We start from the raw sequence: 23,542 nt of genomic DNA, 5'->3' as shown, positions 1-23,542 counted from the left end.
GGACGCGGGCTACAGCCCGGGAGGTTCGACCCTAACTGCGCATCGCCCGGCGCGCACTGTCGGTCCGCTGAGCGGCGTTTGCGATCCTGACGTCGGCGGCAAGGATCGAGGCACCATCGGGCCCGGCGAGGACGGGATTGAAATGCACCAGCGCGACCTCCGGATGGTTGTCCTTCAGCCTGGTGAGGCGGGCGGCGAGGTCCTCGAGCGCCGCGACGTCGACGGCGGGCAGGCCCTGATAGCCGAAGAGTTTCCGCGACGCCCGGGGCGCCCGGATGAAGTCGTGGACATCGGAGCCGGAGAGCGGCGGCACGCGGTGGGCCCAGTCATCGAGCAGGTTCACGGCGTCTCCGGCCAGGCCGAAGGAGATCACGGGCCCCAGCAGTGGGTCTTCGATGGCACGGAAAGTGCAGGCCTGCCCCACGGGCACCATGGTCTGCACTTCCAGGGACGGTGAGCCGTACCTTTCGAGCGACTTGCGCATCTCCAGCACGTTGCGGCGCAGCGAATCGGCGTCCTGGATGTCCAGCCGCACGCCGCCGAGGTCCAGGCGGTGGCGCAGTGCCGGATCCGTGGTCTTCAATGCCACGGGCCAGCCGAGCTGCCCGGCCGCGGCCACGGCCTGCTCCGCCGTCTCGAACCCGACGGACGGGACCAGCCGGATGCCGTAGTGGCCCAGCAGCTGCGCGGCCGTGTCCTGGTCCAGCCGGACGAGCTGCTCGCCGCCCACATTGCGCAGCAGCAGCTCCAGGTCCGCCCGGGCGGCCTCCGGGTGGCACCCCTCGGGTTCCACGAACAGGCCCTGGTCCCGGTCCAGCCATTGGGCGTAGCGCACGACGGCGCCCAGGGCCGCCACCGCCGCACCAGGGTTGGAGTAGCACGGAACCGGCGGAGCGGGCGCGGGCTGGTGTGGTTGCTCCGGTTCCGCGCCGACCATGCCCTCCACGTAGATGGAGGGATCAAGGATTCCGCTAAAGGCGGCAACCACGGGTTTGCCGGCCGCCGCGGAGCATTCGGCCAGCACTCCGGCGATCTTTTCGACGGTGAGACCGTGTGCCGGCAGCAGCGCGACCACCGCGGCGTACACCGTGTCCGCGGTCAGGGTTTCCTGCAGGCTCCGCCGCAGCGCCGGCAGCGCCCGGGACATGCCGGCGTCGAGGTCAACGTCGGTCACAATCCGTTCCACACCGAGCCCCTGGCGGGCGGCGCTGTCCGCGACCACCTTGCCAAGGGCGCGCGAGTTGCTGAAGACGGCGATGCCGGGCCCCCCGGGCAGCGGCTGGCTCGAGACGATCTGGGCGACGTCCATGAGCTCTTCGATGGTCTCGACCCGGATCACGCCGGCCTGCCGCATCATGGCGTCCAGCGCTTCCGAGGGAGCCTGGGTGGTGCGGACGGCGTGCCCCGGCGGCAGGTTCAGGCCCATGGCGTCGGACTTGGCCACAATCACGGGCTTGGTGCGGGCCAGCCGGCGGGCCAGCCGGGAGAACTTGCGCGGGTTGCCGATCGATTCCAGGTACAGGCCCACCGCCGTGGTGTCGGCGTCGTCTTCCCAGTACTGCATCATGTCGTTGCCGGAGACGTCGGCGCGGTTTCCGGCCGAGAGGAACGTCGAGATGCCGACCCGGCGCCGGCTGGAGGCCGCGTACAGGGAGACGCCGATCGCGGCCGACTGGCTGAACAGCCCCAGGCCGCCGCGGCGGGCCAGTGCCGGCGCCATCGAGGCGTTGAGGGATACGGACGGGTTGGTGTTGACGATGCCCAGGGATGCCGGGCCGATCACGCGCATGCCGTTGGCGCGGGCCTGCCGGACCAGTTCGCGCTGGCGGGCCAGGCCACGTTCGCCGTCGTCCGCGTACCCAGCGGTGGCCACCACGATTCCCTTGACCCCGGCGGCGGCGCATTCCTGGACCACCTTGGGGACCTCGTCGTACGGGACCGCGATGATGGCGAGCGTGACCGGGCCGGGGACCTCGGAGAGCCGGGCGAAGGAGAGCATGCCGGCGAGCTCCAGGGCCTCCGGGTTGATCGCATAGACCGGGCCGCTGAAGCCGCCTTCGATGATGTGCTCGAGCAGCTGGTAGCCCACGGTGCCCCATTTGCGGCTGGCGCCGATCACGGCCACGGACGCCGGGGCGAGCAGTTCCTGGATGCTGCGGGCCTCGGCGCGGTGTTCGCGGGATTCCATGACGGCCCGGGACTTGTCGGTGGGGTCGATGTTGAATTCGAGGCTGACCACGCCGTCGTCGAAGTGGCGTTTGACGTCGTAGCCGGCGTCGGAGAAGACCATCAGCATCTTGCGGTTCTCCGGGAGCACCTCGGCGCTGAATTTGCGGATCCCGTGCTCGCGGGCGGCGGCGGCGAGGTGTTCGAGCAGGATCGAGCCGATGCCGCGGCCCTGGTGGGCGTCGGCGATGTTGAAGGCGACCTCGGCCTCCGCCGGGTCATCGAGCCGGTCGTAACGGCCGATGCCGAGGATTTCGCCGCCGATGGTGATCACCAGGGCCACCCGGTCCTTGTAGTCCACCTCGGTGAAGCGCTTGAGTTCCTTGCTGGACAGCTTGGACTTGAAGGCGAAGAAGCGCATATAGATGGACTTCTGGGACTGACCCACGTGGAAGGCCTGGACGGCATCCGCGTCGGAGGGGTGGATGGGGCGCACATGCGCTGTGCCGCCGTCGCGCAGGACAACATCGGCTTCCCAATATTCCGGATATACGCCGTCCGCCGGCTGATCCACCATAGGCTTAGCCTAGTCATAAACTTACGCAGTACCCGTTCAGCACCCCTCAGAAGGATCCACCAGCCTTATGGCACGCCGCCAAACCACGCCCCCGGCAGGGGAACCCAGCCAGGATTTCACCGAGAACATCGTCGATATCGATGTCACGTCCGAGATGGAAGGCTCATTCCTCGAATACGCCTATTCGGTGATCTATTCGCGGGCCCTCCCCGACGCCCGTGACGGCCTGAAGCCCGTCCAGCGGCGCATTCTCTACATGATGTCCGACATGGGGCTGCGCCCGGACCGCGGCCACGTCAAGAGCGCCCGCGTGGTGGGCGAGGTCATGGGCAAGCTGCACCCGCACGGTGACGCCGCGATCTACGACGCCATGGTGCGCATGGCCCAGGACTTTTCCCTGCGGCTGCCGCTGATCGACGGACACGGCAACTTCGGCTCGCTCGACGACGGTCCCGCCGCCCCCCGCTACACGGAGGCCCGGCTGGCGGCCGCGGCCCTGACCCTCACCGACCACCTCGACGAGGACGTCGTCGACTTCGTTCCCAACTACGACAACCAGCTGACCCAGCCGGACGTGCTGCCGGCCGCGTTCCCCAACCTGCTGGTCAACGGCGCCACCGGGATCGCCGTCGGCATGGCCACCAACATGGCCCCGCACAACCTGGTGGAGGTCATCGCCGCGGCACGGCACCTGATCGACAACCCGGACGCCACGCTCGAGGACATCATGAGGTTCGTCCCCGGCCCGGACCTGCCCACCGGCGGCCGGATCGTGGGCCTGGACGGCATCCGCGACGCCTATGCCACGGGCCGCGGCTCCTTCAAGACCCGGGCAAAGGTGGACATCGAGCAGCTCTCGGCCCGCCGCACCGGACTGGTGGTCACGGAACTGCCTTACATGGTGGGTCCGGAGAAGGTGATCGAGAAAATCAAGGATGCCGTCAACAGCAAGAAGCTCACTGGCATCAGCGACGTCGTGGACCTCACCGACCGCAAGCACGGCCTGCGCCTGGTCATCGAGCTCAAGAACGGCTTCAATCCCACTGCCGTGCTCCAGCAGCTCTACCGCTACACCCCGATGGAGGATTCCTTCGGTATCAACAACGTCACGCTCGTCGACGGCCAGCCGCAGACCCTCGGGCTGCTGCAGCTGCTCTCGGTCTACGTGGACCACCGGATCAATGTGGTCCGGCGCCGCACCGCCTTCCGGCTGGGCAAGAAGAAAGACCGCCTGCACCTGGTCGAGGGCCTCCTGGTCGCGATCGTGGACATCGACGAGGTCATCCAGATCATCCGGTCCTCCGACGAGGTCGCCGCGGCCCGGACCCGGCTGATGTCCATCTACGATCTCTCCGAGATCCAGGCCAACTACATCCTGGAACTGCGGCTGCGTCAGCTGACCAAATATTCGCGGGTCGAGCTGGAGAAGGAGCAGGAGGAACTCCGCCGGGAGATCGCGGAGCTTGAGGCAATCCTGGGCTCCCCGGTGCTGCTCCGGGCCCTGGTGTCCGACGAACTCGGCGAGATCGCGGAGAAGTACGGCACACCGCGCCGGACCGTCCTGCTGGAATCCGAGGCCGTCTCCCCCACCGTGGCCGCCGCGGTGGGCGCAGCCGCCGGGGCCAAGGGCAAGGCCGCCCCGCTGGCCCTCGAGATCGCGGACGATCCTTGCTGGGCCATCCTTACCGTGTCCGGACAGATCGCCCGCACCGCCAACCAGGACAGCCTGGCCGAGGCCGGACCGCGGACCCGGCATGATGTTTTCTCCTCCGTGGTCAAGACCACCGCCCGCGGGGAGATCGCCGCAGTGACCTCGCAGGGCCGCATGCTGCGCCTGCAGGTCATGGACATGCCTGTGCTGCCGCCGACCTCGGGGACCCCGAACATGGCCGGCGGGGTAGCGGCCAAGGATTTCATCACGCTCCTCAAGGGTGAGTCTCTGGTGGCCTTCGCGCCGCTGGACCAGGTCCTGGCGATCGGAACCGCGCAGGGCGTGGTCAAGCGGGTGCAGCCGGACTATCCGCTGAACCGCGAAGACTGGGAAGCGATCGCGCTCAAGGACAAGGACACCGTGGTGGGCGTTGCCCCCGCCGGGTCCGACGACGACGACCTCGTCTTCATCACGCGCCAGGCCCAGCTGCTGCGCTTCAGTGCCTCCGCGGTCCGCCCGCAGGGCCGAACCGCCGGCGGCATGGCCGGGATCAAGCTGGCCGCCGGGGACCGGGTGATGTTCTTCGGGACCGCCAGCCCCGCTGACGCCGCCGCCGTCGTCGTGACCATCGCCGGGACGGAAGGTGCCCTGCCGGGCACAGCCCCCGGGGCTGCGAAGGTCACCGCCCTGGCCGAGTACCCGGTCAAGGGCCGGGCGACTGCCGGCGTGCGGGCGCACCGCTTCCTGAAGGGCGAGGACACGCTGCTGCTCGGGTGGGCTGGGCACGGTCCGGCCAAGGCTTCCTCCCTGGCGGGCGTGGCGCGCTCACTCCCCGGCGAGCATGGCCGCCGCGACGGCTCCGGAATCCCGCTGTCCCAGGCGATAGACGCCATTGGACCCAGCATGGCGTGGTCAGAGGAACCGGAAGCCGGCACCGACACGTAGGACCGCGGACAAACGAAGCCCGGCCGGCGGCGCTGTCGCGCTCCGGCCGGGCTTCGTGATCGGCATCCTTTCCGGCGACCTCAGTCCCGGCAAGGCCTTGCCTGCATCCTGTGGGCCGGCCCTAGGTCATGTGGTTGAGGCTCAGGATGTTGCCCTCGGTGTCCAGGAACCACGCGGCCGAGCTTCCGTCCGGAGTGGTGGCGATGCCGTCCTCGGTTTTTAGGCCCGGGAAATCGTATTCCTCGAAAACGACTCCCTTGGCTCGGAGTTCCGCAACGGCACCCGGAAGGTCATCGACCAGCCAGCCGATCTGCGTGTTCTTGGCCGTTCCGGCGTTGGGCGTCTGGTACAGGAGGAACCCGGTACCTCCGCCGCACTTGTACTGCAGGTTGTCCTCGGCATCCGCGTTCTCCGGTTCGAGCCCGAGCTTATCGCGGTAGAAATCCCGTGCACGGGCGATGTCCGCTGCCGGTAGCACTGCGCCGACTTGCTTGTCCTTGAGCATGGCTATTCTCTTTCCAGGCCCGCCCCCCGGAAGGAATGATACTCCTCCGCGTCCCCCACGTACCTGAGAAACGGCAACGCTGATTTCCGGGCCGGCGGGCACGGCCGGGCATGCGCGCACTCGATATCCGTGAGTGCGTGTAGCTCGAGGCTCCCGGGCGGGGAGGCCTTCGGACTCTACCGGTCAGCCGAGGCTGGCCAAAGAATCGGAATAGCAATGGTCTGAGGCGAAAGGACGCCTGTCTTGATGTGGGGCTACGGCATGAATATGGGCTGGATGTGGATGTGGGGCATACTCCTGCTCATCGGCATAGCGCTGCTCGTACTGGTCGCGGTGCGCATGTTTGCCGGAAGCGGCAGTCACGGCGGGATGCAGGGACCGCAGGGGCCCTACCCCGGCAGGAGCCGGGCCCGGCAGATCCTCGATGAACGCTTTGCCCGAGGTGAACTGACGGCGGAGCAATACCGCGAGCAGCTAAAGGTTCTCGGCGAGGACCAATAGTGCGCCCAATGAGCCGCCGGAACGCGCTCCTGCTGGGAGGCCTCGGTACGGCAGCCATAGCCGCCGGCGGCGCCGGTCTCTGGTGGACGGTCAGTTCCCGGTTCGCCCCCGTCGCGGGCGGGGATTTCACCGAGCCGAAGCAGCTGCGCAGCAGCAACGGACGGCTGCAGGTCCGGCTCGAAGCGTCCGCCGGCTCGGTGCAGCTCGGCGGCCAACAGGCCTCGGCACTTGGCTACAACGGCGGAGTCCCCGGCCCAACCCTGCGATTGCGGGGTGGGGACGTGCTCGCCGTCGAGCTGGTCAACAGCATGGCCGTCCCGACAAACCTGCATGTCCACGGACTCCACGTCTCACCCCAGGGCAACGGAGACAACGTTTTCAACGTTGTCGAGCCCGGGCACTCGTTCAGCTACGAGTACCGGCTCCCTGCAGACCACCCGCCCGGCGTGTACTGGTACCACCCCCATCATCACGGAATGGTCGCCGATCAGATTTTCGCCGGCCTGTTCGGTGCGATCATCGTCGAGGACGCACAGCCCGTGGATGTCAGCCGCGAGCGGGTCATGGTCGTCTCTGACATCACCCTGGACGGGTCCGGAACCGTCGCCGACGCCTCGCCCATGGACCGGACGCTCGGCCGGGAAGGTGAACTTGTCCTGGTCAACGGACAAAGCAACCCGAAACTTTCCGCCCGGCCGGGCGAGCGTGAGCGGTGGCGGATCGTGAACACCTGCGTGGCCCGCTACCTGCAGCTGCGCCTGGACGGGCAGCAGATGCAGCTCCTCGGCATGGATTCCGGCCGCTTCCCCACACCCCGGAACGCGGACGAGGTGCTGCTCGCGCCCGGCAACCGTGCAGATGTCCTGGTCACAGCCGTCGCGGGCGACGCCACTCTCGGCGCCATCTACTACAACCGTGGCAGCATGGCCGGCATGATGGGGCCGGCAGGGCCAGCCGCCAACGGCGCCCAGGGCACAGGGGATCTCGTGCTGGCGACTCTCTCGGTGTCCGGCGCCCCGGCCGTTCCTCCTCCGGCGGTGCCGTCCCGGCCCGCAGCGGCAGACCTGAGAACCGCGGCCGTTGCCGCGCACAGGCAGCTGACCCTAGCCGTCGGCGGCATGGGGATGGGGATGGGAATGAGTTTCACCATCAACGGCCGTGAATTCAACGCAAGCCGGACGGACACTACCGTGGCCGCGCAGACGGTGGAGGAGTGGACCCTGATCAATCCCAGCCCGATGGACCATCCTTTCCATCTGCACGTCTGGCCGATGCAGATCATCGAGGAGCAGGGTCAGACACCGGGCCCGCCCGTCTGGCGTGACGTCGTCAACATACCCGCCAACGGACAGGTGCGGGTCCGGATCAACTTCAAGGATTTCACGGGCCGCTCCGTGTACCACTGCCACATCCTGGACCACGAGGACCAAGGGATGATGGGCGTCATCGAAGTCCGCTAGCCACTGGCAGCAAGTATCCCGACGCCAGCCCGGCCAACGCTCAGCCTGTAGCCTTAACCTGAGCGACATCCAACACTGCCATCCGGAGGGAGAATGCCATGGCCGCAGCTTTCATGAGCCATGCCGCAAACGCCCTTCGCCGCGGATTCCTGCTGGTGGGCCTGCTGGTGGGCCTGCTGGCCATCGTGGCTGGATTCCTCGGGATGCACATCATGACCGGAATGCATGGCGCCCATACCACGACTGCGGTGACATCCTCCACGGAACCCGCGGGGCCGTCCTCGCGGCCGGAGACCACCCTCGCATCCCATCCGGCTGCCCATGCCCCGCACGCCGGCACAACGGCCCATGACTCCATGGCCCCGGCCGCTACGGCCACAGCGGGTCCCGAGCCGGCGGGCAACACCAAAGCTGCTGCACCGCCGACGTCGTGCGTGTGCCAATCGAGCTGCACCGACGCCGCATCGATGCACTCGGCCTGTGTGCCGTCGGCTGCCGTGACCTCCCTGGCCGCGCCCCCACCCGGCATGGCACCGGCCTCAATGCACAACCCGGCCACGCAAGACGCCGCCGCCGTCCGGGCCTACCCCTATCTCCCCGCAAGTCCTTCGCCGGGCGATCTGTCCATCAGCCGGACGTAAGAACGGATCGCGCCGTGTCGTGCCCGGCGCCCCCACTTACCCGACACGCCCCAACCCGTCCTTCCTGCGGCGCGGGCGTGTCATCCGCAGGCGTGCCACAACGCCATTTTGATGATTGAAGGACTTGCCCCGTGAAGAAAACCCTGACCATTTCTGCCGCAATTTCTGCCTTCGGCATTTCCGCCGCCATCGCCCTTGCCGGCTGCGCCGGCACCTCCGGAAGCACACCCACCAGCACCATGCCGGGCATGGGCAGCGGCGGCATGGGCATGGCATCCAGCTCAGCCCCCGCAACCGCGGACCACAACGCCGCAGACACCATGTTCACCCAAGGGATGATCCCGCACCACGCCCAGGCCGTGGAAATGAGCGACATGATGCTCAAGAAACAGGGCATGGACGCGCGGATCACCGCCCTCGCCACCAAGATCAAGGCCGCACAGGCACCCGAAATCGAAAAGATGACGGGCTGGCTCCAGACCTGGAACGAACCCGCCCAGATGGCGTCCGGCCACGGCATGGATGACGGGATGATGGGCGATGAGAACCTGAAGAAGCTCGACGCCGCCCAGGGCACCGACGCGGCCAAGCTGTTCCTGGCCCAGATGATCGCCCACCACGAGGGCGCGGTGATGATGGCCAAGACTGAAAGCAGCCAAGGCAAGAACCCTGACGCCCTCAGCCTCAGCAAGGCGATCGTGACTGCCCAGGAAGCCGAAATCCAGGAGATGACGGACCTGCTGGCCGGCCTCTAGTAGCGTCCCGGCCCCGGTTCGTCTTCGAACSGGGGCCGTCAACTGGGCGGCCACGGCCGACGCAGTCAAAGCATCGGCCGACGGCGGTGCCACTTTCTCCTCGTACCTGGGCCCCGCACCGGCTGCAGCAACGGGTCGGGATGCCTGGCGGAACAAATGCACCTACACTGCTGGAATGCCTATCATTCCGGATACCAAGGACTGGACTTGGGTCCTGTCGCGGCCCTGCCCCGAGTGCGGTTACGATGCCTCCGCTGCGACCCCGGCCACCGTCCCGGGGATAGTCATCAACATGCTCCCGCGGTGGCGTGCAGCCCTCCGCCGGCCGGACGCGACGGAACGCCCCAACGAGGCCACGTGGTCCGTCCTCGAGTATGGCTGCCACGTCCGGGACGTCTTCACGCTTTTCGATCACCGCCTGTCCCTCATGCTGTCCGAGGACGATGCCCAATTCGATGACTGGGACCAGGACAAGACCGCAATCGAGCAGGACTACGCCAGCGCCGACCCAGCCCGGGTCGGCGCCGAGCTGACGGCCGAGGGCGAGCAGATCGCCGCGTCCTTCGCGCGGGTCCCGGAGGAAGATTGGGACCGCAAAGGAACCCGGAGCAACGGCTCGGTGTTCACTGTCCTGACCTTCGCGCAGTGTTTCCTGCACGACGTCGTCCACCACCTCCACGATGTGGACGGCTGACGCGAAGAACCGGCACGGGGCGGCAGTCGCGCGGACGGCCGGCGCGTAGGCGCCGGGCCTGCGGTTTCCTAAGGCGGCCCCTACGGCGCTGCCGGCTGAAGCTCCTTGTCCCACGCCATGCTCCGGTTGACGGCCACATAGCCCATCTTGATGTAGAGCGCGAGGGCCCCGGTCGGGTTCTCCGAGTCGACGTCCAGTGAGGCCACGTCCATGCCCGCCGCCGCGAAGCGGCGCATGGCATCGGCCAAGAGTGCCTGCGCGATGCCCCGTCCACGGAATTCCCGCCGGACGCCGAGGAGCTCCGTGTAGCCTTCACGGAAGCCCCGGGTCAGGGCGGCCTCGGCGTCGTGGGTGGCCAGCTGGTACCCGGCCACGGTACCGGTGGAACGGTCCAGCACGACGCCGCTAAGGTCCGGCCGGGCCTGCGGATCGTTCACCACAAAGCCCCATCCCTCCTGGTCGCGGGGTTCGCTGCCCCAGTGGTCCCGGAATGCCGCGTTGTGCGCCAGCCGCACCGGTTCGTGCAACTCCGGCCCAAACGTGACGAGCTCCAGCCCGGGGTCCAGAGCGGTTTCAGGCAAGGCCTGGTTCAGTGGCCGGTGCATCTCGTTGTAATAGCGGACAATGCCGTAGCCGGAAGCGGCGAACAATGCGGCCTGGTGCTGGTGCTGCTGCTCCGCGTAGAGCCGCAGCCTCGGGCGAGGGACCGCGGCCCGGGCGCCGGCGGCATCGCCGGCAGTGCCCGCCCCGCCTGTCCCGGCCCCGCCTGCGTCCTCGGCGAAGCGGTCTTTGGTCCGCTGTTCCATCCAGCCCAGCAGTCCGGTGCCGATCCCGCTCCCCTGCCACTGAGGATCGACGCAGCCGGAGCCGTTCGCCTTGTCACCGTCGCGGTTCTTCGTGATCCGGCCGTAGGCCCGGGCAACGCCCTCCGGATCGAAGCCGATGATGGTGTTTGCCGCCACCGGGTTATTCTTCGACTCCAGGATCTGTTCCAGATCCGCCTGGCGCTCAAACCAGACGGGCTGCTCGACGGCGGCCGTGCGGGCGATCAGCCCGGCCCACGCGTCGAGGTCGTGGCGCTCCGCCGGCCGCCAGGACAGCCGGGAATCGAGTGCGGGCCGGGGGTGGAGCTCGCCGTTTCGGGTCATGGCAACAGGCTAATAGGCGGGCTACCCCCGCGCCAGCGCCGCCGCCGTCGCCGGACCCTCGCCAGCGGCGGCAGCGGCGGCTGCTGCGTCCAGGTCCAGCCTGGTGTCGGCGTCGTCGATATCGTTCGGGTTGTGGGTGACCAGGACAACGGTCCGGCCGCGCAGCCCGTCGCGCAATTCGGCGAGCATGCGCCTGCCTGACTCCGCATCGAGGTGCGCCGTCGGTTCATCGAGCAGGATGACATCGGCCCCGGTCATGAGCGTGCGCGCAACGGCCAGGCGCGTACGCTCCCCGCCGCTGAGGAAAGCCCCGCCCGGGCCGATCCGGGTGTCCAGGCCGTCCTCGAGCCGGGCCAGCATCGGGCCGAGTCCGACCGCGTCGAGGGCAGCCCGCATCTGCTCGTCCCCTTTGGCCAACACGGCATCCCCGGGTCCACGCTGCGCACCGTCCGTCCTGGCGGGAGCGGGCTCCGGCCGCGCCAGGAGCAGGTTGCCCCGGATGGTCGAGTCGAACAGGTGCGCCTCCTGCGGGCACCAGGCAGCGCGTCCGCTCAGGTACAGGTGGCCGCTGGCCTCCGGCAGGAAACCCAGGATCGCGGCCAGCAGAGTCGACTTGCCAGAGCCAGAGGCGCCGGTGACGGCCAGCCAGCGCCCGGGGCCGGCCTCGGCCGTGAGTCCACTAAAGACAGTTCCGCTTCCAGGCCACGCGGCAGCGAGGTCCGCGAGTTCAATCCCAGGCCTGCCGCCGGGCCGCGAAGCCACATGCACCAGTCCGCCCGTTGCGGCGTCGCCGTCCGGGTCACCGTTTGCCGCCGGCTCCAGGACTCCTGCCGCGCTGATCCGCCGCATCACGGCGCGCAGCGCCGGGTACTGCCGCACGGCCGTGGTGATGGCCGCGTAGGGGTCCACCAGGGCAAGCTGCACGAGGACGACGACGGCAACAGTCTCCGGTTCGACCGCGCCGCTAAGGGCGAGCGGGGCGGCCAGCAGGGCGCTGGCCAGGGCGGCTCCGGCGCAGGCCAGGACGGTCAGGGCCTGGCCGAGCCCCTCCGCCCATGCCGACCGCTGTGAGGCCGCCGTCGCGGCGCGGTCAGCCCGGGCAATCGCACCAAGCACGGGGGCGCTCACGCCGTTCGCATTCAGTTCTGCGCGGGCGTCCAGGGCGGCGGCAACGTGACGGAGCACGCCGGAACGGAGTTTTTGTTCGGTGCCGGCAGACATGCGGTCGGCGGCCAAGGCCAGCGCGGGGGCGACGACGATGCTCAGCAGCGCTGCCGCTCCCACGGCAGGCAGCGCCGCGGGAAGCAACAGCCCGATCCCTGCCACCGCGGCCGCGGCCACAGCTATGGCAGTCAAGGGCGGCAGCACCACGCGGGGCAAGAGCTCGCGGACCGTGTCGACGTCGTCCACCACCGTTCCCAGTACGTTGCCGCCCTGCAGGAGCCGGCGCAGGGACAGTGCCCGGCGGCTCAGCGATTCCCAGAGCCGGCCCCGGAGCCGGGTCAGGGCGGCGAACACGGCGTCATGGAGCAGCAGCCGCTCGGAGTACCGCAGGCACGCCCGGCCGACGCCGAAAAACCTCACACCGACGATCGCGGTGAGCAGGTACAGGATGGGCGGCTGTTCGCTGGCGCGGATGATGAGCCAGCCGGAAAGCCCCGCGAGGGCGACGGCGAACAGCGCCGCCAAAGTGCCCACGGCTCCGGCGCCGGCAAACCGGCCCCGTACCGGGGCCAGCAGGCGGCGCAGCTGGGCAGGGACCGAACCGGACCAGCCGACCGCGCCGGCGTCGATTGAGCTCACTGAACCCGCCGCGGCAGGTGCGGCGCCGGATTCAGGGCGGCGCGGGGCCAGACCCGGGGCCGGGCTAAGGCCCGGCCTCAGGCCTTGGCTCGGCGCCGCGGCGCCCACGAGGAACGGCGCCTGGACGGCCGCCGCCTGCACGCCCGGGTCTGCCCCGGCGGGTGCCGGCAGCAGCGGAACGGGGGCCGCACAATCACCGCCATGGTGCCCGCCGGCGCCCGGCGCCACGGCGACGAGGACGTCGGCAAGGTCCCGGGTCTGCCGGTCGTGCGCCACGAGCAGCACGGTGACCTGTCCCCGGAGCCCGGCGAGGGCCCGGTTGACCAGTGTGGCCGATCCCCGGTCCAGATGGGCGGTGGGTTCATCCAGGAGCAGTACGCGGGCGCCGGCCTCGATCCTCGCCAGCCCGCGGGCCAGCGCAACCCGCCTCAGCTCCCCCGGGCTCAGCTCGGCCGGGTGCTTGGCGGCCAGGTGCCCCGCGCCCACGGCCGCGAGGCACCGCTGCGCGGCCGCATCGGCTTCCGCGCCCACGGCAGTGCCGGCCGCGGCGGCGTCGGCTTCATCGTCGGGAACGCCGAGATACAGGCGGATCTCGTCCAGCACCGTCGAGGCCACCATGACGGGGTGCTGGGGCACCCAGGCGACCTCCGCCGTCGTGAATCCTCCGAGGCGCCCGGACACGACGGTCCCCGCGCCCGTCCCGATGGTTCCCGCGAGGACCCCGAGCACGGTGCTCTTGCCGGCGCCGCTGGACCCGGCGAGTGCCGTGATCTGGCCGGCCGCGGCGGTGAAGCTCAGCGGCCCGACGGCGGCGTCCGTGCGTCCGCCGAAGCGGACGGTCAGCCCGTCCACGGTGACGGCGGGCGGGCCCCCAGCAGGACCGGGGGCCGGTACCGGAATCAGCGGCGCGGCTCCCGGGTCCGCAAGGACCGCAGTGGTTTCGGCGAGTGCTGCCCGGCCGTCGTCGCTGGCGTGGTGTGCGGTGCCGAGCTCCCGGAGCGGCAGGTAGCAGTCGGGGGCGAGGATGAGCGCAAGCAGCCCCGCCTCAAGCGCCATGTCGCCGTGGACCAGGCGGACGCCGATGAACACGGCGACGACCGCCACGGAAATCGTCGAGATGAGCTCCAGGGCCAGGGCGGAGAGGAAGGCCGTGCGCAGGGTCCCCATGGTCCGGGAACGATATTCCTCGGACATGTCTTCCAGCGCCTGGCGCTGGGCGGAGGCCCGTCCCAGGCCCACGAGGACGGGCAGGCCTTTGGCGAGCTCGAGCATGTGCCCGGAGAGCCGGGCCAGTGCGGACTGGGCCTCCCGGACGCGTTCCTCGGTGTACCGCCCGATCAGGATCATGAACAGCGGCACCAGCGGGACCGTCAGCACGATCACCACCGCGCTGACCCAGTCGGCGAACAGGATGCGCGCCCCCAGCAGCAGCGGAATGGCCGCGCAGTTCACCAGCGCGGGCAGGAACTGGGTGTAGTAGTTATCCAGGGCATCCAGCCCCCGGGTGGCCAGCACGGCGAGGCCGCCGTCGGCGGGCCCGGCCGACCGTGTGCCGTTCCTCAGTGCCTGCTTCAGCAGTTGCGAGCGCAGCTCCTCCTTCACTCCGAGCGCCGCCCGGCGTGAGGCCACGGACTGGGCCCATACGGTCAGTGAGCGCAGCACTGCCCCCGCGGCGCCCAGAACGAGCTGGTCTGCCCAGGCGGGGTCATGAGCGGCGAGCCCGGCAAGCATCGATGCCACAGCCTGAGCCATGAGCACCAGGGAGAGCGCCTTCAGGGCGGCAATCAGTCCCAGCAGGTAGAGGGCGGAACGGGTCGCGGGGCCGGCGGGGAACGGTCTCATCAGGGAAGCTAGTCCTTCGGTGCCAGCGCTTTGGCGGCGATCGCGGGAAGGAAGCTGTGCGCCTCCGGGATGTGCGCCGCGCTCACCCGGCGCCGGAACACCCAGTACGTCCAGGCCTGGTACGCCAGGACCAGCGGCAGCCCGATGCAGGCCACGATGCTCATCAGACCCAGGGTGTAGTCCGAGGACGAGGCGTTGGAGACGGTGAGATTGAACGCGGGATTCAGCGTGGACGGAAGCACCACGGGGAAGGCGGCACCGAAGATGGACGCGCTGCCGAGCAGGAGGAATGTCCCCAGTGACATGAAGGCACGGCCTTCGGCACCCTTGCGGGCAAAATTCCACGCCAGGACTGCGGCGACGACGGCGGCGACGACGGCAGCGATGGTCCAGGCCTCGCCGCTGAGGACCTGGAGGCTCACCGCCCAGCCGGCCATGGGCAGCAGCAGCACGGGCAGCAGCCGGACGAACCAGGCCCGCGCCCGGTGGCGTACCTCGCCGTCGGTCTTCAGCGCCAGGAACCCGAGCCCGTGCAGGAGGGAGAACCCGACGACGGCGAGCCCGCCGAGCACGGCATAGCCGCTGAACCAGGCGAACGGGCCGCCCTCGCGGTCGCCGTTGGCGTCCAGAGGCAGTCCCGTAGTGGTCAGGGCCAGTGCGGCGCCGACGCCGAAGGCTGCCACGAACGACCCTGCCGAGATGGCCCAGTCCCAGCGGGCGCGCCACCGGGGGTTGTCCACCTTGCCGCGGTATTCGAAGGCGACGGCGCGGAAGATGAGCGCCACGAGGACCAGCAGGAGCGGCAGGTACAGGGCGGAGAACAGCGAGGCGTACCAGAGCGGGAAGGCCGCGAAGGTGGCGCCGCCGGCGGTCAGGAGCCAGACCTCGTTGCCGTCCCAGACCGGGCCGATCGTGTTGATCAGGACGCGGCGTTCCGTGTTGTCCCGGGCGAACCCCTTCATCAGCATGCCGACGCCGAGGTCGAAGCCCTCGAGAAAGAGATAGCCCGTCCACAGCACCGCGATGGCAACGAACCAGATGGTGGGTAGCAGTTCCATGCTGAGAATCCTCTGCGCTTTTTCGTGTGGGGTTGCTGGGTGGTCGGTTAGTGGGCGGGCGCCTAGTAGGCGAACGCCAGGACGTCGTCGTCGGGTTTGCCGGGACCGCCCCGGGGGGTGCCGTCTTCGTTTTCGTCAACGGGGGCGTGGGCGAGTTCCGGCATGGCCGAGGCCACGCCGCCGCGGATGTACTTGACCAGGAGCTTGACCTCCACCACCAGCAGCACCGCATAGATCGAGGTCAGGACCACGAGGGAGGTCAGGATCTCTCCGGCCGAGACGCCCGGTGAGACGGCCGCGGCGGTGAACATGAAGACCTGGTCGATGCCGCTGGGGTCCGGGTTGGGGGCGACGACGAACGGCTGGCGGCCCATCTCGGTGAAGATCCAGCCCGCCGCATTGGCACCGAACGGTGCGAGGATGCCGAACACCGCCAGGCGCATGAGGCCGCGGGACGCCGGCACGGTTCCCTTGCGGGTGACCCACAGTGCCAGGAGGGCGGCCAGGGCGGCCACGCCGCCGAAGCCGATCATCATCCGGAAGCCCCAGTAGGTGACCTCCATGACGGGCACGTACTGGATTTGCTGGCCGGCGCGGTCCCCGTAGATGGGGTTGTCCGGCAGCGTCGTGCCGTACTTGGCCTGGTACTCACCCAGCAGGCTGTTGACGCCCTTGACTTCGGTGGTGAAGTCGCCCTTGGCCAGGAAGGACAGGATGCCCGGGACCTCGATCACGGCCACGATGTCGTCGCAGTTCTTCGCGCCGAGGTTGCCGACGCTAAGGACCGAGAAGCCGGTGCCGTCGTGGCAGGCTGCCTCGGCGGCGGCCATCTTCATGGGCTGCTGCTCGAACATGAGCTTGCCCTGCAGATCTCCGGTGAAGGCGGTGCCCGCGAAGGAAATCATGGCGACGACGGCGCCGATCCTCAGCGAGCGGATCCAGACGGTGTGGTCACTGCGGTCCCGGCCGAGGATGCCGGCGGCCTCGCCGGGGATCACCTTGCCGTCGGCGCCGACCGTGTCGATGCCGTCGTGGCGGCGGCGCCACAGGTGGTACCAGGCGATGCCGAGCAGGAACCCTCCGGCGACCGCGAGGGCGCCGAAGAGGGTGTGGGGCACGGCGACCAGGGCGGTGTTGTTGGTGAAGACGGCCCACGCGTCGGTCATGACGGGCCGGCCGTTGACCATTTCGACGCCGACGGGGTGCTGCATCCAACTGTTGGCCACGATGATGAAGTAGGCCGAGAAGACGGAGCCAATGACGGCGACCCAGAGGCAGGCCAGGTGGACGGCGGGCTTGAGCTGTTTCCAGCCGAAGATCCACAGGCCGAGGAAGGTTGACTCGACGAAGAAGGCCAGCAGCGCTTCCATGGCCAGCGGGGCGCCAAAGACGTCACCGACAAAGCGGCTGTACTCGCTCCAGGCCATGCCGAACTGGAACTCCTGCACGATTCCGGTGGCCACGCCCATGATGAAGTTAATCAGGAAGAGCTTGCCCCAGAACTTGGTCATGCGCAGATATTCCGGCTTGCCGGTGCGGTACCAGAGCGTCTGGATCACAGCCACCACCAGCCCGAGGCCGATCGTGAGCGGCACCATCATGAAGTGGTAGACCGTGGTGATTCCGAATTGCCAGCGTGCGATTTCCAAGGCGTCCAAGGCAGTCCCTACTTTTGGCTAGGTCCGAGCAACTTCTACGTGGCGTAGAAGTAATTCTTCTACAGAGTGTAGAACACATCCGCGCCTCCCCGTAACTCAGACTCCCACGGCACGTCACGGCCTGCAATGGAAGTAGGGCCCTGACCCGCCACCCCCGGCCGACGGCCCGACACGCCGGGCGGCCGTGTTCTACTTCATGTAGAAAGAATGCGCAAAACGCGGTAAATTTGTAAACGAAGTATTCACATACACCGCTCCGGCAGGCACCAGCAGTTTCCCAGCATGACGCCGGCGCGGCAGGCATAGAAGGATGTACGCAATGGCAAGTCTCGGTGAACTGGAACGGGCAGTGATGGACCTGCTCTGGGCAGGCCAAGAAGCTGCGACAGCCAACACGTTGCGGGACCTCCTCGCACAAAGCACCCAGCCCCAGGACGGCAGCGCCGGACATGTGGGCAAGGACCTCGCGGTCACCACGGTGCTGACCGTGCTCTCGCGCCTTGAGCGGAAGGGCCTGGTGGAACGCGAACGCGGCACCCGCCCCCACCGCTACCAGGCCGTCTCGAGCCGCGCGGACCACACCGCGGAACTCATGCACGAGGTCCTCGGCTCAGCCCCGGACCGCGAAGCCGTCCTGGCCCGGTTCATTGGTTCCGTCACGGACAACGAGGCAGAAACCCTGCGCAAGCTTTTGGGCCGCAGCTAGCGCCCGATGTTCTGGACCTCATATTTTCTGGCGGTCCTGGCGATAGCATTGGCGTGGCCGGTGCCTATCCTGCTCTCCCGTGCCCAGTGGCCTGCCCGCTCCCCCTTCACAGCGATGCTGCTGTGGCAGGCGATCGCCCTGGCCGGCGGTCTGTCCATGATCGGCGCCATGCTGGTCTACGGGCTCGAGCCGGTCGGGGACAACCTGCTCTCCGGCCTGCGGGCGCTGGGGGGAATGGTCTTCCACAATGCACCCACCACAGAACTGGGCTTCTGGCACATCTTTGCGCTCTCGGCCGCGGCCCTGCTGACGGCGCACCTGGTATTTACCCTGCTGCTGACCTACTACAAGATCCAGCGCCAGCGCCGCCGCCACCGCGAGCTGCTGGACCTTCTGGCCTCACCGTCCTCCGACGGCCCGGGAACCATGGTCCTGAACGTGGAGTCGCCCGTGGCGTACTGCCTGCCCGGCGGCGCACGGTCTGTGACTGTTCTCTCCGACGGCCTCATGGCCGCCCTGGAACCGGATGAATTGCGCGCCGTGCTGATTCACGAGAACGCCCACCTGAGCCAGCGCCACCACCTCCTGCTGTGGGCCTTCGCCGCGTGGCGCCAGGCCCTGCCGTGGCTGCCCACCACCCGGCTGGCGCAGGAGTCGGTCAACTCCCTGATCGAGATGCTGGCCGACGACGTTGCGCTCAAGACGGAGAGCAAGGCGACCCTGATCAGGGCGATTGCCATTGTGGCCAGCGGGTCCCCGGCCACCCCGGCGGTGCGCATGGCGTTCGGCGAGCCTCGCCTGTCCGACGTCGACCCCAGCCAGCCCGGCGCCACCGGAGGCAGCGGCTCGGCGGGTACGACGGCGTCCCGCGTCAGCCGCCTGCTCTCGCCGCAGCCGCCGCTGTCGGAACCGCTGCGCGCCGCCGTCCTGGCCTGCTGCGTGCTCCTGCTGGCCGTGCCGACGGCCCTGTTGCTGGTCCCCGGCCTGCTCGGCTGAGGCCGGCCCCCGCCGACCCGGTCCGCGCGGACCTGATCTTCCCGCCCAGACGCCGGACTGCCCCGCCACAGGAGCGGCGGAGCGGCCCGTTTCGCGGCCGGTTCGGCTGCCGGCGCCGCTATTTCAGCAGCTTGCTGGCCTTGTATTGGAGGTCGACGTTGCCGGATCCGTTGCCCTTGGACGTTCCATTGATCGCCGAGGTGGTCATGGCGAAGGTCAGTGTGGAGTGGGCGATCGCGTCGGCCATTTGCTCCAGCACAGTCCTATTGACGTTGCCGATGGTGTCGCAGGCCTGGTGGTAGCAGGAGTCGTGCGCGACGTTCGGTGTCCCGCCGAACACCGCCGCCTCCTCCGCGGTCTTGAGGTCTTCCGCGCCGGTGAACAGGCCACCCGCCGGAATCCCGTTGTTGATGAACCCGGAGTAGTCCGAGCGCCCGTCGAACTGCGTCGGCGCAGTAGGCAGGTTCTGGGATTTGAAGTAGTCCAGGAAGACCTTCTCGACGAGCCCGGAGCCATTGGGGCCCTTCGTGCCGAAGGAGGAGCCGTCGCCGTCGTAGACGAACCGCACAAAGTTCGGCGAGCCGACCATGTCGAAGTTGAGGTTGACCGCGTGGGCCTTGATCTGGCTCGCCGTCAGCTGGGAGGTGTAGAAGTCGGAGCCGACAAGTCCGGGTTCCTCCCCTCCCCAGAAGGCGAAGCGGACCCTGTTCACGGGGGTCTGGCCCGACGCCTTCAGCCGGATCGCCGTCTCGAGGATGGCGGCTGTCCCGGTGCCGTTGTCGTTGATGCCCGGCCCTTCCGGCACGGAATCCAGATGCGCCCCGACCAGGACGGTGCGGTCCGCCCGTCCGCCGGTGTCGGCCAGGATGTTGAACGAGGTCAGCTTGGTGACGGTGGAGTTCACGGCGAGGTGCATGCTGACACCGGTCAGTCCGGCGAGTTCGGCGCCGGTGGCGAAGCTGGTGCTGACCACGGGGATACCTGCCTGAGGCGCGTCCAGCGTGCCGCCGAAGAGGGCAAAGCGCTCGTCCGCCGGGTCCACATTGCCCTGGTTGAAGATGATGACGCCGGCCGCCCCGGCCGCGGCGGCGTTGTCCGCCTTGATCCGGAAGGTGCAGGTGCCGCGCTGGATCAGGGCGATGTTGCCCGCCGTGAACCCGCCGAAGTCGGCTGCCTCGCAGCCGCTTGTGGAGGCCCGGTCGCCGGCCAGGTTGATGTCGACGGCGCTCAGCGGGGCCGTGACGTTGCCGGAACCGGAATAGTTCATATCGAGGAAGCCGTCCGGGGCGTCATAGGCGTAGGTTCGTGGGGATGGCGAGAGACGCTGCAACGATGCCGAAACGGTGTCGTAGCGCTCGTAGGGGAAGGTTTGGCGGACCGGGGAGTAGCCGGCGGCCCGCAACTTGCGCTCGATGTACCGGGCGGAGGCCTCGTATCCCGGCGTGCTGGCAGCGCGGATACCGCCGTTGGCGTCCGCGACGGCCTGGAGCGCCGCGAGGTGCTTCATGATGTTCGTTGCCGACACGGCGGCACGCAGGGGTGCCGTGTTTGTTCCGTTGTCAGCGAGTGCGGGCGGCGCAAGGCTGGCCGCCAATCCGATCGAGGCGGCGATGGCCGCGCGGCGGATATTCCGGCGTTGCTTCATAGGGATCTCCTGGATTCGGCTGCGGAATCCATTCCGGGCGTCCTTGCCCGCATGGGTGAGATGAAGCTATCGGAAGCACCTTGGGCAAAGGTTGGGAGAACCGGACGCCGGCGAAGCCGCCGCGACGGCAGGGATTTCCGCCGACGGGACTTCCGGCCGCACCCGTGCCGCCGGCGGGGCGTCAGGCGTCGATGCGCTCCCGGTCCAGGTTGGCGGCGCCGGCAATGATGAAGTCCTTGCGGGGCGCCACGTCCGAACCCATCAGCAGGTCGAAAGTCTCTTCGGCCTGCTTGGCGTTCTCGATCCCGACCTTGCGGAGCGTCCGGTGGCGCGGGTCCATGGTGGTTTCGGCCAGCTGCTCGGCATCCATTTCGCCCAGGCCCTTGTACCGCTGGATCGGCTCCTTGTAACGCTTGCCCTCCTTGGCGAGCCGCGCCAGCAGGACGTGGAGCTCAGCTTCGGAGTAGGTGTAGATCATCTCGTTGGCCTTCTGGCCGGCGTTGACAACCTCCACACGGTGCAGCGGCGGCACGGCGGCGAAGACGCGGCCCTCGTCGATCATCGGGCGCATGTAGCGGAAGAAGAGCGTCAGGAGCAAGGTCCGGATGTGGGCGCCGTCGACGTCGGCGTCGGTCATCAGGATCACTTTGCCGTACCGGGCGGCGCTGATGTCGAACGTCCGGCCGGAACCGGCCCCCACCACCTGGATCAGCGCCGCGCACTCGGCGTTGGAGAGCATGTCCCCCACCGAGGCTTTCTGGACGTTGAGGATTTTGCCGCGGATCGGCAGCAGCGCCTGGAAGTCGGAGGACCTCGCCAGTTTGGCGGTGCCGAGCGCGGAATCACCTTCGACGATGAACAATTCGGAGCGTCCGACGTCGTCGGTGCGGCAGTCGGCGAGCTTGGTGGGCATGGAGGAGGTCTCCAGCGCATTCTTGCGGCGCTGGGTTTCCTTGTGGACCCGTGCCGAGATGCGGGACTTCATCTCGCTGACGATCTTTTCCAGCAGCAGCGCGGATTGGGCCTTGTCGTTGCGGTTCGCGGAGGTCAGCTTCGCGGTGATCTCCTGTTCCACCACCTTGGCCACGATGGCCCGGACGGCCGAGGTGCCCAGGATTTCCTTGGTCTGGCCCTCGAACTGCGGTTCGGCCAGCCGGACGGTCAGGACCGCGGTCAGGCCGGCGAAGATGTCGTCTTTTTCGATCTTGTCGTTGCCGGCCTTGAGCTTGCGGGCATTGGTCTCCACGGCCTTGCGGAAGGTCTTGAGCAGGGCCTGTTCGAAACCGGACTGGTGGGTGCCGCCCTTGGGCGTGGAAATGATGTTGACGAAGGTGCGGACCGTGCTGTCGTAGCCGATCCCCCAACGCAGCGCGACGTCGACCTCACAGTCGCGCTCGACCTCCGCGAGCTGGCTGTGGCCCTTTTCGTCGAGGACGGGGACGGTTTCCTTGAATTTCCCGGCACCGTGGAGGCGCCAGATATCCGTGACGGCGGGGTCGGCGGCGAGGAAGTCGACAAATTCGGAGATGCCGCCGTCGTGGTGGAAGACTTCCTCATGCGGGCCCGATTCGCCGGGCGTGCCGGCAATCCTGCGTTCATCCCGGACCGTAAGCTTCAGTCCGGGAACCAGGAACGAGGTCTGGCGGGCACGGGCAGCGAGGTCATCGTAGGAAAATTTGGCGTCGGGCGTGAAGATTTGCCGGTCCGCCCAGTAGCGGATCCGGGTTCCGGTCACGCCGCGCTTGGCTTTCCCCACGACGTCGAGCACAGAGCCGTCGATGAAGGGTTCGAAGAGGGTCGCGGGGTCCGGCTTGGTGCCCGGATCCTTGAACCGGCCCGGCTCCCCCCGGCGGAAGGACATTTTGTACGTCTTGCCGCCGCGGTCGACTTCGACGTCGAGGCGGGCCGAGAGCGCGTTGACCACCGAGGCGCCAACGCCGTGCAGGCCGCCGGAGGCGGTGTAGGAACCGCCGCCAAACTTTCCGCCGGCGTGCAGTTTGGTGAAGACGACCTCGACGCCGGTCAGCCCGGTTTTCGGTTCGACGTCCACGGGGATGCCGCGGCCGTCGTCGTGGATCTCGACCGAGTTGTCCGCGTGGAGGATGATTTTGATGTCGTGGCCGAATCCGGCGAGGGCCTCGTCGACGGAGTTGTCGATGATTTCCCAGAGGCAGTGCATGAGTCCGCGGGAGTCCGTGGAGCCGATGTACATGCCCGGGCGCTTACGGACGGCCTCGAGGCCCTCCAGCACGGAGAGGTGCCGGGCGGTGTAATCAGAACTGGGTGCCACGGGTCGTGAACTCCTTACAGGATCGGGACAGCCACCGCAGCGTGCGCAGGCGGCAGTCACAGAATTTGACGCTCTTCCTAGGTTAGTCGGACTCCGGGTGATCCACCGTTTGCCACTCCCCGCAGCGACTCTCCGGCCACTCGCCGTTACTGAGACGTGATACGCGGACAGCGAAAGTAGGCCATCCGTGCCATGGTTTGGCCCCGAATGCTGGTTATATAGGTATACCGATCTACTAAGGAGGCCGAACATGACAACAGCAGTTGCGGACCGCACACTGACCGCCGCAGACCGGTGCGATCGTTGCGGAGCACAGGCATATGTCCGAGTTGTTCTCGGTGCCTCCGGCGGTGAGCTTCTTTTCTGCGGCCACCACGCACGCGCCGTAGAACCGACACTCAAGCCGCTCAGTTCAGACTGGCATGATGAGACTGACCGCCTTCACCAGAAGGCCCCGGTTCCGGTCGACTAGACCGCACCGGTTTCGGCCCAGCATCCTTC

General features: G+C 68.3%; 17 protein-coding genes. 9 read left to right on the top strand and 8 right to left on the bottom strand.

Translation table 11 applies throughout. The features are described 5' to 3' along the window. Positions 1-31 precede the first annotated feature (31 nt). Positions 32-2,743, bottom strand: coding sequence for a bifunctional acetate--CoA ligase family protein/GNAT family N-acetyltransferase (locus tag AC1DXI_RS00755; RefSeq protein WP_476937032.1), 2,712 nt, complete (start codon positions 2,741-2,743; stop codon positions 32-34). 67 nt (positions 2,744-2,810) lie between these two features. Here AC1DXI_RS00755 and AC1DXI_RS00750 point away from each other — a divergent pair, with 67 nt between their 5' ends. Continuing rightward, positions 2,811-5,339, top strand: a complete 2,529-nt coding sequence (locus tag AC1DXI_RS00750; RefSeq protein WP_476937031.1) for a DNA gyrase/topoisomerase IV subunit A — start codon at positions 2,811-2,813, stop codon at positions 5,337-5,339. Between the two features lie 121 nt (positions 5,340-5,460). Here the strand turns inward: AC1DXI_RS00750 and AC1DXI_RS00745 are convergent, their stop codons facing one another. Then, positions 5,461-5,844, bottom strand: a complete 384-nt coding sequence (locus AC1DXI_RS00745) for a VOC family protein (protein ID WP_476937030.1) — start codon at positions 5,842-5,844, stop codon at positions 5,461-5,463. 243 nt (positions 5,845-6,087) lie between these two features. On the opposite strand from AC1DXI_RS00745, the gene AC1DXI_RS00740 reads away from it, so the two are divergent. From AC1DXI_RS00740 to AC1DXI_RS00720, 5 genes are all read left to right on the top strand, one after another. After that, entirely contained in the window at positions 6,088-6,345 is a 258-nt protein-coding gene (locus tag AC1DXI_RS00740) for an SHOCT domain-containing protein (RefSeq protein WP_476937029.1), read from the top strand. Positions 6,346-6,353: 8 nt separating this feature from the next. Further along, positions 6,354-7,805, top strand: coding sequence for a multicopper oxidase family protein (locus tag AC1DXI_RS00735; RefSeq protein ID WP_476937028.1), 1,452 nt, complete (start codon positions 6,354-6,356; stop codon positions 7,803-7,805). Between the two features lie 98 nt (positions 7,806-7,903). Then, entirely contained in the window at positions 7,904-8,446 is a 543-nt protein-coding gene (locus AC1DXI_RS00730; RefSeq protein WP_476937027.1) for a hypothetical protein, read from the top strand. Positions 8,447-8,577: 131 nt separating this feature from the next. Then, positions 8,578-9,201, top strand: a complete 624-nt coding sequence (locus AC1DXI_RS00725; RefSeq protein ID WP_476937026.1) for a DUF305 domain-containing protein — start codon at positions 8,578-8,580, stop codon at positions 9,199-9,201. A 175-nt stretch (positions 9,202-9,376) separates the two neighbouring features. Beyond that, positions 9,377-9,895 carry a DinB family protein gene (locus AC1DXI_RS00720; RefSeq protein ID WP_476937025.1) on the top strand — a complete coding sequence of 173 codons (519 nt, stop codon included), beginning with the start codon at positions 9,377-9,379 and terminating at the stop codon, positions 9,893-9,895. A gap of 80 nt (positions 9,896-9,975) precedes the next feature. On the opposite strand, the gene AC1DXI_RS00715 is transcribed toward AC1DXI_RS00720, so the two are convergent. The 4 genes from AC1DXI_RS00715 to AC1DXI_RS00700 all read right to left on the bottom strand — a co-directional run bounded on the left by AC1DXI_RS00715 (position 9,976) and on the right by AC1DXI_RS00700 (position 17,404). Then, positions 9,976-11,043, bottom strand: coding sequence for a GNAT family N-acetyltransferase (locus AC1DXI_RS00715; protein ID WP_476937024.1), 1,068 nt, complete (start codon positions 11,041-11,043; stop codon positions 9,976-9,978). A gap of 21 nt (positions 11,044-11,064) precedes the next feature. Next, a complete protein-coding gene (cydD, locus tag AC1DXI_RS00710) occupies positions 11,065-14,688 on the bottom strand; it encodes a thiol reductant ABC exporter subunit CydD (protein ID WP_476937023.1) in 3,624 nt (1,207 codons plus the stop codon). 8 nt (positions 14,689-14,696) lie between these two features. Further along, positions 14,697-15,746 (bottom strand): cytochrome d ubiquinol oxidase subunit II, encoded by a 1,050-nt coding sequence (cydB, locus tag AC1DXI_RS00705; RefSeq protein ID WP_476937022.1) that lies wholly within the window; start codon positions 15,744-15,746, stop codon positions 14,697-14,699. A gap of 62 nt (positions 15,747-15,808) precedes the next feature. After that, a complete protein-coding gene (locus AC1DXI_RS00700; RefSeq protein ID WP_476937021.1) occupies positions 15,809-17,404 on the bottom strand; it encodes a cytochrome ubiquinol oxidase subunit I in 1,596 nt (531 codons plus the stop codon). 319 nt (positions 17,405-17,723) lie between these two features. On the opposite strand from AC1DXI_RS00700, the gene AC1DXI_RS00695 reads away from it, so the two are divergent. Together AC1DXI_RS00695 and AC1DXI_RS00690 are read left to right on the top strand one after the other, a co-directional pair. Next, positions 17,724-18,110, top strand: coding sequence for a BlaI/MecI/CopY family transcriptional regulator (locus AC1DXI_RS00695; RefSeq protein ID WP_018772400.1), 387 nt, complete (start codon positions 17,724-17,726; stop codon positions 18,108-18,110). Between the two features lie 6 nt (positions 18,111-18,116). Further along, the gene (locus tag AC1DXI_RS00690; RefSeq protein WP_476937020.1) at positions 18,117-19,106 is read left to right on the top strand and encodes a M56 family metallopeptidase; all 990 of its coding nucleotides are present in this window, start codon (positions 18,117-18,119) and stop codon (positions 19,104-19,106) included. Between the two features lie 118 nt (positions 19,107-19,224). Here the strand turns inward: AC1DXI_RS00690 and AC1DXI_RS00685 are convergent, their stop codons facing one another. Together AC1DXI_RS00685 and AC1DXI_RS00680 are read right to left on the bottom strand one after the other, a co-directional pair. Beyond that, entirely contained in the window at positions 19,225-20,751 is a 1,527-nt protein-coding gene (locus tag AC1DXI_RS00685; RefSeq protein ID WP_476937019.1) for a M20/M25/M40 family metallo-hydrolase, read from the bottom strand. 181 nt (positions 20,752-20,932) lie between these two features. After that, positions 20,933-23,041, bottom strand: coding sequence for a DNA gyrase/topoisomerase IV subunit B (locus AC1DXI_RS00680; RefSeq protein WP_018772397.1), 2,109 nt, complete (start codon positions 23,039-23,041; stop codon positions 20,933-20,935). 250 nt (positions 23,042-23,291) lie between these two features. Here AC1DXI_RS00680 and AC1DXI_RS00675 point away from each other — a divergent pair, with 250 nt between their 5' ends. Further along, positions 23,292-23,513 (top strand): DUF7455 domain-containing protein, encoded by a 222-nt coding sequence (locus tag AC1DXI_RS00675; protein ID WP_026266251.1) that lies wholly within the window; start codon positions 23,292-23,294, stop codon positions 23,511-23,513. Positions 23,514-23,542 lie beyond the last annotated feature (29 nt).

The sequence above is a fragment of the Arthrobacter sp. P1_H7 genome (genome assembly GCF_056405215.1).
This window is presented reverse-complemented; position numbering and strand designations above follow the sequence as displayed.

Excerpts from the sequence above, each read along its gene's own strand:
- AC1DXI_RS00755 (WP_476937032.1), bottom strand. The coding sequence starts at position 2,743 with ATGGTGGATCAGCCGGCGGACGGCGTATATCCGGAATATTGGGAAGCC.
- AC1DXI_RS00750 (WP_476937031.1), top strand. The coding sequence starts at position 2,811 with ATGGCACGCCGCCAAACCACGCCCCCGGCAGGGGAACCCAGCCAGGAT.
- AC1DXI_RS00745 (WP_476937030.1), bottom strand. The coding sequence starts at position 5,844 with ATGCTCAAGGACAAGCAAGTCGGCGCAGTGCTACCGGCAGCGGACATC.
- AC1DXI_RS00735 (WP_476937028.1), top strand. The coding sequence starts at position 6,354 with ATGAGCCGCCGGAACGCGCTCCTGCTGGGAGGCCTCGGTACGGCAGCC.
- AC1DXI_RS00730 (WP_476937027.1), top strand. The coding sequence starts at position 7,904 with ATGGCCGCAGCTTTCATGAGCCATGCCGCAAACGCCCTTCGCCGCGGA.
- AC1DXI_RS00720 (WP_476937025.1), top strand. The coding sequence starts at position 9,377 with ATGCCTATCATTCCGGATACCAAGGACTGGACTTGGGTCCTGTCGCGG.
- AC1DXI_RS00715 (WP_476937024.1), bottom strand. The coding sequence starts at position 11,043 with ATGACCCGAAACGGCGAGCTCCACCCCCGGCCCGCACTCGATTCCCGG.
- cydD (WP_476937023.1), bottom strand. The coding sequence starts at position 14,688 with ATGAGACCGTTCCCCGCCGGCCCCGCGACCCGTTCCGCCCTCTACCTG.
- cydB (WP_476937022.1), bottom strand. The coding sequence starts at position 15,746 with ATGGAACTGCTACCCACCATCTGGTTCGTTGCCATCGCGGTGCTGTGG.
- AC1DXI_RS00695 (WP_018772400.1), top strand. The coding sequence starts at position 17,724 with ATGGCAAGTCTCGGTGAACTGGAACGGGCAGTGATGGACCTGCTCTGG.
- AC1DXI_RS00690 (WP_476937020.1), top strand. The coding sequence starts at position 18,117 with ATGTTCTGGACCTCATATTTTCTGGCGGTCCTGGCGATAGCATTGGCG.
- AC1DXI_RS00685 (WP_476937019.1), bottom strand. The coding sequence starts at position 20,751 with ATGAAGCAACGCCGGAATATCCGCCGCGCGGCCATCGCCGCCTCGATC.
- AC1DXI_RS00675 (WP_026266251.1), top strand. The coding sequence starts at position 23,292 with ATGACAACAGCAGTTGCGGACCGCACACTGACCGCCGCAGACCGGTGC.